This window comes from Microbacterium sp. MYb45 (genome assembly GCF_002979655.1).
In the GTDB taxonomy this organism is placed as follows: domain Bacteria; phylum Actinomycetota; class Actinomycetes; order Actinomycetales; family Microbacteriaceae; genus Microbacterium.
In genome coordinates this window covers 75,629-87,427 of the sequence record NZ_PCPG01000016.1, presented here as the reverse complement: position 1 = coordinate 87,427, position 11,799 = coordinate 75,629, and the positions used below count along the sequence as shown (strand labels likewise).

General features: G+C 68.0%; 7 protein-coding genes and 1 pseudogene. All 8 read right to left on the bottom strand.

Annotated elements, in window-relative coordinates:
* Nucleotides 1–684: pseudogene (locus tag CQ034_RS17620) on the bottom strand (hypothetical protein); the annotation flags it as partial.
* Nucleotides 685–1,079: 395 nt separating this feature from the next.
* A complete protein-coding gene (locus CQ034_RS17615) occupies nt 1,080–2,432 on the bottom strand; it encodes a polysaccharide biosynthesis tyrosine autokinase (RefSeq protein ID WP_029262868.1) in 1,353 nt (450 codons plus the stop codon).
* 55 nt (nt 2,433–2,487) lie between these two features.
* Nucleotides 2,488–3,798: a hypothetical protein gene (locus CQ034_RS17610; protein ID WP_105712084.1), complete on the bottom strand. Its 1,311-nt coding sequence runs from the start codon at nt 3,796–3,798 to the stop codon at nt 2,488–2,490.
* A 168-nt stretch (nt 3,799–3,966) separates the two neighbouring features.
* Nucleotides 3,967–8,670 (bottom strand): PKD domain-containing protein, encoded by a 4,704-nt coding sequence (locus CQ034_RS17605; protein ID WP_258134259.1) that lies wholly within the window; start codon nt 8,668–8,670, stop codon nt 3,967–3,969.
* A gap of 85 nt (nt 8,671–8,755) precedes the next feature.
* The gene (locus CQ034_RS17600) at nt 8,756–9,307 is read right to left on the bottom strand and encodes a DUF4352 domain-containing protein (protein WP_258134258.1); all 552 of its coding nucleotides are present in this window, start codon (nt 9,305–9,307) and stop codon (nt 8,756–8,758) included.
* Nucleotides 9,308–9,481: 174 nt separating this feature from the next.
* Nucleotides 9,482–10,099: a hypothetical protein gene (locus CQ034_RS17595; protein WP_105712082.1), complete on the bottom strand. Its 618-nt coding sequence runs from the start codon at nt 10,097–10,099 to the stop codon at nt 9,482–9,484.
* Entirely contained in the window at nt 10,096–10,815 is a 720-nt protein-coding gene (locus CQ034_RS17590; RefSeq protein WP_105712081.1) for a CDP-alcohol phosphatidyltransferase family protein, read from the bottom strand. The genes CQ034_RS17595 and CQ034_RS17590 overlap by 4 nt, the downstream gene beginning before the upstream one ends.
* The gene (locus tag CQ034_RS17585) at nt 10,806–11,759 is read right to left on the bottom strand and encodes a glycosyltransferase family 2 protein (protein ID WP_258134257.1); all 954 of its coding nucleotides are present in this window, start codon (nt 11,757–11,759) and stop codon (nt 10,806–10,808) included. The genes CQ034_RS17590 and CQ034_RS17585 overlap by 10 nt, the downstream gene beginning before the upstream one ends.
* Nucleotides 11,760–11,799 lie beyond the last annotated feature (40 nt).

Sequence of the window (11,799 nt, the reverse complement as noted above, 5' to 3'; positions counted from 1 at the left end):
CGACCCCCGCGCCTGCCCCGACCCCGGTGCCGGCGGACGGGTGGGGGCCGGCGCAGGCGCCGGAGCAGGCGTCGGAGCAGCGATGGCGGTGGCGCGGATGTCGTCGATGCCGACGGGCACTGCCGACTTCGCCCCGGAAGAGGTGTAGAGCGCGAAGGCGTAACCACCCGGCTTCTGCAGGCGTGCGGACGATGCATCCGAGTGCGAGACCTGCCAGGCCGACGGCTCTGCGGCACCCGAGACCCAGGCTTTCGCCGAGAGGGCGACGGGGTTGGTGCCGGTCACCCGGAACGCGACGTCCAGCGAGGTTCCACTCTTCACGGTCACCGGAAGGCGACGCTCGGCGAGGCTCTGGACCCCGGTGAGGTCAGTGAGTCGAACGACGGAGACGTAGGCCGAGCCATCGGGGTGCACACGCACCCGCACGCCGTAGGAGTCCTTCCCGGAGACGCGCACCGCCTGCGCGAGGTAGATCGGACCGCCGACGGGCAGCTTCGGGATCGAGAGCGAGAACTTGCTGTCGACGTCGGCTGCCGAGACGCCGGTCACGCTCGCCCGCGCGGTGATCCCCGGCTTACGGCTCGCCAGCAGAGCCACGTCTCCCGTGACACTGGAGGCGCCCTCGATGACGCGCCACGCGCCGACGGCCGATGATCCCCATCCGGAGCCGACGGTGCGGTCCATGTCGTCGTCGATGACCGGGGCAGGAGCAGCCGCTGCAGGTCGCGTCGCTCCCTGCGACACATCCGCCGATGCGGCTACCGGTACAGACGTCAGCGCGGCTGTGACTCCCAGCACGGCGGCGAGAGCGCCGGCGACCGCTCGCCGGCGGTGTTGTGGAGGTCGTCGGGATTTCTTTGGGGATGAGGCGAGCTCAAGGAACGGAAAGGACATGATGTCACCGTTTTCTGGGGCAGGTTCAACGATCAACCAGCACCACGCCGCTGTTTACACCCCGGCGGTGAAGTGCGAGTCCCCCTCGCAACTCATGAAGAGTAACCGGCTCAGGAGGCAAAGACAAACGGGCACCGCCTTCCGGCCGATATACACGCCATGATGGCGTGAACCCGGGTCGGCGGTCAATCGCTGTAGTACTCACTACGATGACGGTCGGGGCGGGCCCTGTTCAGCACGGTCCCGAGGATGCGTGCGCCACCCGACTCGAGCGACCTGATGCTCTTCGTCAGCGCGGCACGGCGCGTCTTGGTCGCGTCGACGACGAGGATGACACCGTCGGTCTGCGTGGCGAAGAGATTCGCGTCCGCGACGCTCAGCGTCGGAGGAGAGTCGATCACGACGTAGTCGTACTCCGCTGCGGCGAAATCGAGCAGCTGTGCCATGCGCGACGACGTGAGAAGTTCGGCGGGGTTGGGAGGCACGGTGCCGGCGGGCAGGATGTCCAGCGTGCTGTCGGCGACGCTGTGCTTGGCCACCTCGAACTCGACCTCGTCGAGCAGCACGCTCGTGAGACCGATCGAGCCGTCGATGCCGGCGTGCTCGTGCGCACGCGGGCGGCGCATGTCGGCGTCGATCAGCAGCACGGAGTTGCGGAGACCCGCGAGCGTCATGGCCAGGTTCACCGACACCGTCGACTTGCCCTCGGCCGGCATGCCCGACGTGACCAGGAGCACCTTCACGCGCGACGACACATTCGCATAGGCGAGCGCGGAGCGGATGCGACGGAACTCCTCCGAGGTGTGCCCCAGCGGCTCCTGTGCCACGGCGATGCCGCGCGTGACCAGCAGCGGGGACTTCGACACGACACCGAGCACGGGGTCGCCCCCTGCCTGCGTGAGCGTCTCCTCGTTGCGCACACGGGTGTCGAGCACCCCGATCAGGATCGCGACGGCCAGGCCGAGCACCCCGCCGAGGAAGCCGCCGAGAAGGGCGTCACGAGGCTTGCTCGGGGTGAACTGGAACTCCGGCACGACCGCGTCGTCGATCACCTGCGCGGTGATCGTGGACTCCCCCTGCGGATCCTTGGGAGCCACGTCCTTGACGGCCACGATGAGCTGGTCGGCGACGGCGTTCGCCAGGTCGGCCGATGCTTCTGCGTCGTCCGCGATTCCGGTGACCCGGAGCGTGACAGTGCTCTGCGGGATCGACACCTCGATGTCCCGGGCCAGAGCACGCGCAGTGGTGTCGAGGTCGAGCTCTTCGATGACGGGATCGAGCACGCGCGAGCTGGTGGCGAGCTGAGCGAACGACAGCATCTGGCTCTGCGTATACACCGATCCCTGGTTGAGGTCGGAGGCGCTGGTTCCCTGGTTGAGAGCGAAATACAGGGAGGTCGTCGCCTGGAAGAGCGGCGTCTGCAGCGACGCGTATCCGTAGGACCCCGCTGCGCCGAGAACGGCGGACAGCACGATCAGCCACCAGAACTTGCGCAACGAACTCGCGATGACACGCAGACTGACCCGGCTCTCGCCCATGGTTCCCCATTCCCCCTGAGATTTCGATTCTAGATGAGTCAACGTTTCCGCACCCTCACGCTCGTGGGTACGACGGCGGGGCGCTGCTCGGCAGCCGCAGCCCCTCCGGTGCGCCGATATCGACGCGCGTGGCCGGTTCGTCGGGCCCTCGGAGCACGGCAGAGTCTCTGGCCCAGGTGATGGCCAAGCCGACGCAGAACCAGAGGAACATGCTGTATTGCGTGATGAGGGCGACCACCACGAGGCTCGGGAGTTGTCCGACGACCGCGAGCGCTGCGGGGCTTCGCGTCGAACGCCTCAGCGCCATCCACGCAGCACAGACCACGGCAGCCATGATGAGGAAGGTCGGCACATATCCGTACCTCAGCAGGGTGAGGACCAGCGCATTGTCGACGGATCTGGCGAAGTAGCCGAGGTAATAGTCGCCCGAGACCAGGGAGTGCCAGTCGCCCGGGTTGCCGAAGACCTGCACCTGTTCGAGGAGCACGAGCAGGTCCGTTCGATAGTCCGCACTGCCGCCCGCTTCCTCCCCCGCTGCCCCGAAGACCGTGTCGATGATGGGGATGACGATGGCCGTTCCGATCACACCGGCCACGGCGACGGTCGCCCGGAAACGAGTGGAGACGCCGACGATCAGGAACGTGGACAGGATGAGCGTGAGCACGAGCGTCAGGAGACCCACACGGCTGAAGGTGAGGACCGTGGCCACCGCGATGATCACCACCCCGCTGATCTTCGGAACGAGCCGCCACCTGGTCGCGACGACGAACGCCGAAGACATGGCCAGGGCCGCACCGAGCGCGATCGAATGCCCGAAAGCACCCTCCGCCCTCAGGACCCCTCCGCGCTCCTGCAGCGGGCTCCAGGTGTCGTAGATGACCCCCGACCCCGGTATGAGCACGAACGGGTTGAACGACGTGAAGAACTCGACGACGGCGAGTGCCGCGGCGACCACGGCGACGATCGCGATGGTCGAAGTCACCCATGCGGTGCCGACCCGGGCCAGCACCACGCGGCCCCAGATGTAGGGGATCACCCATTCGAGGAGCGCAGCGACGAGAGACGCGAGGTCCACGGAGCCGAAGGCGTACAGGCCGACGATGACGATGATGAACACCGCCACCCACGCATCGGCCGCCCGCAGCGGGACGATCGACCAGTTGACGAGGATCAGCAGTGCCGTGAGAAGCGTGATCGCGGCCCAGTAGAAGCCGATGTTCACGCCCACCCAGAGGGGGACGAAGAAGAGCACGCACGCCCAGACGACGAATGCCGCGCGGGGCATCATCCGGAGCACGAGAACGACGAGGGCCAGTGCGGCGAGACCTCCGACTGCGAGGAGCACGATCGGAACAGCAGTGGCCATGCGTCAGGATCCTACTCGGAGGTGGTGATGCGGAACGAATCTGTCACAGCGCGAAACGCTCTCAATGTGTAACACGTCAGCACACAAGAACACGTGAGGCGCGCCCCGTCCACCGGCGCATGAGCACCGATGGACGGGAACGCACCTCACGTGCGCCGCATCGCTCTGCTACGGGGCGGTCACCCGGAACGAGTCGAAGGAGACACCGAGTGCCGCCGTCGAGCTCCCCGAGCGGTTGCCGCTCAAGCCGACCGAGCCAGCACCCTGCAACGGCGTCGCATCCGTCGCGTTGAGCTGCCAGTTCGCCGGCTCCGTGCCACCCGTCGCCCAGATCTTCGCCGAGATCGCGGTCGGCGACGTACCGGTGACGGAGACCTTCAACGTGTAGGAGGTGTTCGCCGTGAAGGCGACCCCTGACACGGGCTGCGTCAGCAGCACGGTGCCGTCACGATGAGCCACGAGCCAGATGGTTCCGTCAGGACGGAGCCATGCGCGGACCAGATACTTGCCTGCGGCCGACTGACGCGCGATGACTCCGATGTAGGCGCCGCCCGCTGCCGGCGCCTGATCGACGCGGAACTGCGTCTGAAGCACGGCGTCGGTGATCGAGGTCGTGTTAAGCGTCGCGTGGCGGGTGTCTCCCGGGATCAGGGCCATCTTGCCCTGGCCGTCCGACACGGTGGCCGCTGCCTGCGAGCCGCCGGCGATAGTCCATGCACCGCCCACGACCGCGCTGCCCCAACCGGGACCGGAGGTCCGCTCGAACTCGTCGCCTGCCAACGGAGCAGGCTCGGGCTCGGGATCGGGATCGGGATCGACAGGAGCCGCCGCGACCGTGACCTGCTTGGTCGCGGTGTGCGTCGCCCCCTTGTTGTCGGTCACGGTGAGCGTCACGGTGTAGGTTCCGGCTGCGGCGTAGGCGCGGGAGCTCGTTGCGCCCGATCCCGTCGTTCCGTCGCCGAAGTTCCAGGCGTAGGAGGCGATGGTGCCGTCCGAATCCGTCGATGCGCTGCCGTCGACGTTGGCCGTCAACGCTGCGGTGGTCGCCGAGAAGGCGGCCGTCGGTGCCACGTTGGTGGGCTCGGGCTCGGGCTCGGGATCCGGCACCGCAGCGCCGAGGTTCTTCAGCGTGAAGTCGTCGAAGCTCGCGAGGTTCGTCCCGGTCGCCGTACCCGAACGGTACGAGTACACGGTGGGCGCTCCCGCGACCTGGAGGGCCGGAGTCGCGTCCGTCGTCGAGAGCTGCCAGCTGGCAGGTTCGGCTGCTCCGCCCGCCCACAGCTTGGCGCGGATGGTGGTGGTCGTGGAACCCGTCGTATCCATCGCCAGGTTGAACGTGCTGCCCGCGGTCCAGGTGAGCCCTGCGACGGCGGTGCTGGCGATCGCCGTACCGTTGCGCTGGATCACGAGCCACGTGGTGCCGTCAGCACGGTGCCATGCAAGTGCACGGTAGCCGTTGGAACCCGACCGACGTGCGCCGAGCCCTTCGTAGGCGACGCCCGTCGACGGCCCGGAGGACAGCGTGTAGCTGATCCGCGCCGAGCTGTCGAGCAGGGACGTGCCCTGCAGGAGCATCTCGCGGGTCTCACCCGGCGTGAGGTTGACCTTGCCCACTCCGTCGGCGACGGAGGTGACAGCGGCGGAACCGCTCATGGGTGCCCAGGTGCCGCCCTTATCGGCTGCGCCCCAGCCGCTCGAGACCACGCGACCGAACGAGTCGGATGCCGCGAAGACCTGAGCCTGCGCCGTCACGGATTTGGTGACGCTCGCGGACCCGCCGAGGCTGTCGGTCACCGTCAGGGTGATGTCGTGCGCACCCGCCTGGGTGTAGGTGTGACCGGCGGTGGCTCCCGATCCGGCGGGAGTGCCGTCGCCCCAGTTCCAGGAATAGGAGAGCGTGGCCCCGTCGGAGGCGCTCGACCCCGCAGCCGAGACGCTCACCGTCATGCCCGATGCCGTCGACGTGAACGTCGCGACCGGGTCGGCGTGAGTGGTGACCGCCTGACGCGTGGTCGACGCGGTGCCGCCGCGGTCGTCGGTGACGGTGAGGGTCACCGTGCGCGTGCCCGCCGTGGCGTACACGTGGCTGGCGACCTGACCGGTCGACGTCGTCCCATCACCCCAGTTCCATGCGTACGAGGAGATGGTGCCGTCGGAGTCGGTGGATGCGGACGCATCCGCCGAGACCGAGAGTCCTGTTCCGGTGAGCTCGAAGGACGCTGTCGGCAGCACGTTCGCCGCCTGGACCACGACCGGCTTCTCCGTCGTCGTGGCCAGCCCGTTGCTGTCGGTGACCGTGAGCTTCGCCGTGTACGTTCCGGAGGCCGTGTAGGTGTGCGAAGTCGTCGCGCCCGTGCCCGCCGGAGAATCGTCTCCGAAGTCCCACTGGTAGCCGGTGATCGTCGCAGAGCCCGCCGGAGCGGACGCGCTGGCGTCGAAGGCCACGTCGAGGTCCGTCGCGGTCGCCGTGAAGGAGGCGGTCGGCGCCTCGAAGCCCTTGCCGACGCCGTAGTGCGTCTGCACCTGGGCCGACGTCAGCGCGTACGGGTAGACAGCGGCCTCATCGAGCGCTCCCTTGAAGTACTTGGAGCTCGGCGCCGAAGGCCAGCTGCTGAGGTTGTCCCCGCCGATGCGCCAGTACCCGAGGTAGTTCTCCGCGGTGGTACCGGAGGCGTCCGATGCGACGAGCGTGCCGTCGACGTACAGCTTCATCCCCGCAGAGCTCTGCGTCGCCACGGCATGGTGCCAGGCGTTGTTGTTCAGGGCCGTGCTGTTCTGAATCGTCCGAGTGCTCCCGTCATAGGTGCCGAAGACGAGCCGACCATTGTTGGTCATGTAGAGGTGACGGTCGTAGCTGGTGGAGTCGCCGGAGGCGGCGCTCCCATAGCCGATCAGCTTTCCACCGGTGGTGGAGTTGGTCTTGAACCACACCTCGGTCGAGTACTCGGAGGGTGCGGCGACCTTGTTCGTCGTCGCGACGCGTCCGGTAGAGGAACCGGTGAATGTCGATGCTCCCGTCGCGGTGTTCGCGACGCCGGACGTGGATGTCGTGACGCCCGAGCCGAAGACGGGCGTGTTCGCACCGGCCCAATCCTGGCTGGAGTCGCCCAGGGGGTAATAGAGCTGCGGCTCGTCAGCGGTCACGGCGTCCACGTATGTGGAGACGGCTCCTGCCGTCACTGCCACGCTGACGGCCTGACTGCTCACCGCGTTCCCGTTGCCGTCCTTCGCGACGACGGTGTACTCCTGCTGTGTTCCCGGAGGCGCCGTCTTGTCTTCGAGACTGATCGTGGGGCGGTTCCACCAGGTCGCATCGGCCGTCTTCGTGGCGACCGGCGTGGCAGTGCCCGTGCGTCGCAGCTCGTACGTGAGCGTCAGATCGTCACGATCCCAGTTCGAGGGGATGGAGACGCGCACGCGCCCCGGGATGAAGGACTGCGCCGTGGCGGTCCAGTTCGCTCCCGAAAGACGCGGACCGTCTTTCGCTCCGCCCGGAGGCGTCGTCGAGAAGCGCACGAGGCCCTCGAAGCGGCCGTTGTTGACCGAGCGGAACTCTCCGCCGATCGAGATCATGTTGCCCGCTCCGGTGATGGAGAGGCCGGCCTGCCCCATACCCGTCGTCACGCCGACGGCCCAGTCGGGCGTCCAGGCGTAGCCTGACGGCGCCGGCGTACCGGCCCAGTTCTTGTACGTGCTGCCAGCCGCGGGCTGATTCCCGAGCGTGCCGCGCGCGTCGGCCGTGTACGCCTCCGAGTAGCGGTGCGTGCGCGGGTTCTGCTCGGGGTGCATCCCCATCGTGCTGCAGGCATGCGTGTGGCTCGTCGTGTACACGACCTTGCCCGTCGAGTACACGCCGTAGTGGTCACCCAAGCAGTCGGAGATCCAGCGCACCTGGCCCGTTCCGGCCTCTGCCGCGAACGTGCCTTCGAGGTTCCCGGTGGCGGCATCGGCATACACCCAGCCGGTGCCGTACACCGCGTTGGCGTCGGCGGCCAGACCGAAGATCCCGGCCTTGCCCGAGTTGGCGCCGGTGATCGACCCGTTCTTGACGGTCTGCGGGAGCGCCCAGGCGGTGTCGACGGCACCCGTCGTCTTGTCGAGCGCGACGGTGCCGCGCATCGCCAGGTTGCCGTTGACCTGCGAGAAGCGACCGGCGGCGATGACGTTCTGCCCGGCCGGATCCATCACCATCGCGTCGACCTGGAGGTCGCTCTGCGGAGCCCAGCTCAGCAGGGCTCCGTTGGCAGCGTTGAAGCCGGCGAGGTTCTTGCGGGCCGTGCCGTTGCCCTGCGTGAACAGACCGCCCACGTACACGCTCGACCCGGAGGTGGCGAGAGCGTAGACACCGCTGCCGCCGATCGACGGATTGAACCCGGGCACCAGCTGGCCGGTGACGGCGTCGAGCGCGGCGAAGTTCCAGCGCGCCTGCCCGTTGACCGAGTTGAAGGACCCGCCGATGTAGATGCGACTGCCGTCGGGCGAGGCCGCGACCGCCTTGATCACGCCGTTCACCTGCGGAGCGAACGACAGCAGCTGGCCCGTGTTGATGTCATAGGCGAGGACGTTCGACCGTGCGGTCAGACTCGTCCCCGGCACCGCCAGAGGCGCACGCGCATTGTCGAACTTGCCCACCGCGTACACGGTCGAGCCGATCACGGTCTGCGACCAGACGTAGCCGTTGTCGATCTGGACCGTCGGGATCGGATCCGACGTCACGACGTTGTCGTCCCGCTGCAGCAGCGGCGGCGGGGACACGTCAGCAGCCGAAGCGGCCTGTGCTCCCAGCGTCGTCATGCCCGCGACCAGCAACGCTGCTGTCACGACGGAAGCCAGCGCTCCCAGCGCCCGCCTCGTGGTTGTTGTGTTCCCCATTAGTGACTCCCCAGCCGCAGAACGTTTCTTGAGTATGAAATTGCGAAAGTGCGATGAAAGATCGATGCGCGACAGCGCACGAAGGTCAGGACAGCGTGCCGGCGAAGGTCGCCACCGGCTCGCCCGCGGCGTAGTTGACGCTGATCTTGACCGAGCGTCCCTTCGTCGGATCGAGCATGAAGACGTAGGTCCCGGTGGCCTTCGCGCCGGCGGCCAGATCGCCCGTCAGCGGCTTGTTCGGCCCCGCGGTCGTGGCCACGCCGATGTCTCCGTCGTCTGTCGTCAGACTGACGACGGCCGATTCGACGCTCTGCGCCTTCTTCGAGTCATTGGACACGGAGACGTCGACCACGACGGCCGGACCGGCGTACTCGCCCGGCGTCTCGGGCTCCACGGTCATCGTCGAGATCTTGTCGATCGTGACGACCATGTCGGTCGACAGGGCGATCGGCTCGTCGAGAGCTCCGCTCTCCTCCGTCAGCGACGGTGCCTCGGTGGGCCCTGCGGCCTCATCTTCGGCAGGCGGCGTCCAGTCGGTGGTACTGGTGCCCTCGGGCGTCGGCTCCTCGGAGGCGTCAGGGGCTGCCGTGCAGCCTGCCGTCACGAGTGCGAGCGCCACCAGAGGCGCGATGAACATCGCGCGTGTCGAGCGCGAAGTGCCGTCCCCACGACGGCATGATGAAACATTGAACACTGCAGCTCCCCAGAACCCAGATCCCCATTCCGAAGCCCCCTCGGCCTCGGTCCCCACCGCGCAGAACGCGGCATCGGCTAATGATAGTGCGGGGAGCGGGAAACCACAAGGCTTCGCTCAGGATGCATGCCGTCGGTGCCCGCCGAGCTGGGCGAGGATCGTCGCTGTGGACGACTGAACCTCGGCGAGGGTCTCCCGGTGGCCCCGGCTACCGTGCCGGTCGGCGATGCTGGTCGGATCGACGGCGCCCCGGTTGCCGAAGAGACGCCGGATCCTGCTCCCGACTCCGTCGCTGCCGGCGAGCGGCGTCGCCCGGGACCGCGCTCGGTCCAGATACGCGACGTAGTCCGCCACGCGGTCGGGCCCCGTGGAGGAGAAGCCCGCTCCGAGGTGGGCGGCTTCCTTGAGGGTGAACATCCAATCGCGCGAGCGCGGCGCGAGCCGCACCAGCTCGCCACGGATGTCCCGTGACGCCGTGAGGATCAGGGTGGACTGCTCGATGAGTTCGATGGTCACCGGCCGCGCGTGGTGGGACTGCGCCTGTTCGCGCCATCCCTCGTCATCGTGGAGCGACGAGACCAGCTCGCAGATCGCATCACCCTCGGTCGCGCGGACGCCCGCGCTGCTGACCGATGTAGATGAGTCCGCACCGAATCCCCGCCGCAGGCCGAGCTCCGCCAACGGCGACCGGCAGACGTTCGCGGCGCACACGACCAGGATCTTCTCACCGGTCATGCGTCGGCACCGAGCCTTCCGATCTCGCGGAACCACTTGACCGCGGCGAGCGCGAGGAACAGGACCGCGGCGGCACACAGCAGGCCGTAGCCGATGAGGAACGCCGGCGTCCAGCCCCACAGCACGAAGACGAGGCAGACGAGGCCGAAGTCGGTGGGCAGCAGGACGAGCGATCGCACGAGCGTGCCTCCGCCGCGCTCGTGGGTCGACGCCACAGCGTGCTTCCCCTTGAGGAGGTCGTTGAGGAGCATCCCGGAGAAAGTCGTCGAGGCGACGATGCTGAACACGATCGGGATCAGCAGCAGCACCGGTGCCTCCGGGAGGACCCGGTAGAGCCCGATCAGCACCCCGAGGTGGAGGGACGCGATCTTGAGCGTGTCGATGAAATGGTCGAGCCACTCGCCCTGCGGACTGCCCCCGCCGCGGAGACGCGCGACCTGGCCGTCGGCGGAATCCCAGGCGTAGCCGAGCACGAGCAGCACGGCGATCAGGAAGCCCATGGGCACGTTCACCGGTCCGAAGGCGATCAGCCCGATCGCGACGAAGGAGTGCACCGCACTGATGATCGAGACCTGGTTCGGCGTGAGCCCGATGCGGTAGGCGACGGCGGCGAGGACTCGCCCGATCCGACGATTCACGTACACGGAGTACGCGGGGGCGCCACGCGCATGGCCCTTCTGCGCGCGCGCGAGACGTCGGTATGCGTCTACGACCATTTCCTGCCCTTCCGATCGGTCTGCGGGGTGCGTGCGATCCGCCGAGCCTCTCGCACCCCGCGAAGGTACGCGCGGATCGGAGCGGCCGACTGGATCAGCTGACGGCGTCCGCCGCGGAGGATCACCTCGCGAGCTGTCCTCGGGATCGAGCGGCGCCAGCGCCGCACGCCCGCCTCGTCGAGGTGACGCACGGCGAAGAGCATCCGGTTTCGGATGTTGTAGTAGTAGTAGGTCTCCGATTTCGCTCGCGAGACCCCGGGGTCGGCGCGCTGCGTGCCGCCCTCGTCGTGGACCGCACTCGCGTCCTCGACGAGCGCCAGCGATCCGCCGGCCGACACGACCTTCCGCGAGAAGTCGACATCCTCCCAGTACAGGAAGTAGTCGTCGTCGAATCCGCCCGCGAGCTCCCAGACCTCGCGCGTGATCCACAGGCATGCGCCGCTCAGCCAGGGTTCGAACGGCCGCGGGTCGCCCGCCACGCGTTTGCGTCGCGCGCGCATCGTTCCGTCGTCGAGCAGGAGATCGATACCGGCGAACCACGTACGCCCGTCCGAGTCCGAGATGACCGGCGAGGCGAGCGTGGTGCGGGAAGCCGCAGTGGTGGATTCCAGCCGACGCAGCGACTCGCGGTCGATGTGCGCATCCGGGTTGATGACGAGGACGTCGGTCGCACCGTCGGCGAGCGCGCGCGTCACGCCGATGTTCACCCCACCGCCGAAGCCCGTGTTGGACTCGGGGGCGATCAGCGTCCACTCGTTCTCCCGCGCGACGTCTTCCGCGGCTCGACGCTCGTCAGCGGAGGACCAGTTGTCGACCACGATCACCGTCGCGTCGGGATCGATCGCCCGCGCCTCGCGCGCGACGACCACCAGATTGCGCTGCAGAAGCTTCGCCGAGGCGTAGTTCACGACCACCACGGCGAGCCGACCGTGCTCGGTTGACACGCGATTCTCTCCCCCCGGATCCGCGTCACGGATCACCTCG

Coding starts and splice junctions, on each gene's coding strand:
- CQ034_RS17615 (WP_029262868.1), bottom strand. CDS start 2,432: ATGGGCGAGAGCCGGGTCAGTCTGCGTGTCATCGCGAGTTCGTTGCGC.
- CQ034_RS17610 (WP_105712084.1), bottom strand. CDS start 3,798: ATGGCCACTGCTGTTCCGATCGTGCTCCTCGCAGTCGGAGGTCTCGCC.
- CQ034_RS17605 (WP_258134259.1), bottom strand. CDS start 8,670: ATGGGGAACACAACAACCACGAGGCGGGCGCTGGGAGCGCTGGCTTCC.
- CQ034_RS17600 (WP_258134258.1), bottom strand. CDS start 9,307: ATGTTCATCGCGCCTCTGGTGGCGCTCGCACTCGTGACGGCAGGCTGC.
- CQ034_RS17595 (WP_105712082.1), bottom strand. CDS start 10,099: ATGACCGGTGAGAAGATCCTGGTCGTGTGCGCCGCGAACGTCTGCCGG.
- CQ034_RS17590 (WP_105712081.1), bottom strand. CDS start 10,815: ATGGTCGTAGACGCATACCGACGTCTCGCGCGCGCGCAGAAGGGCCAT.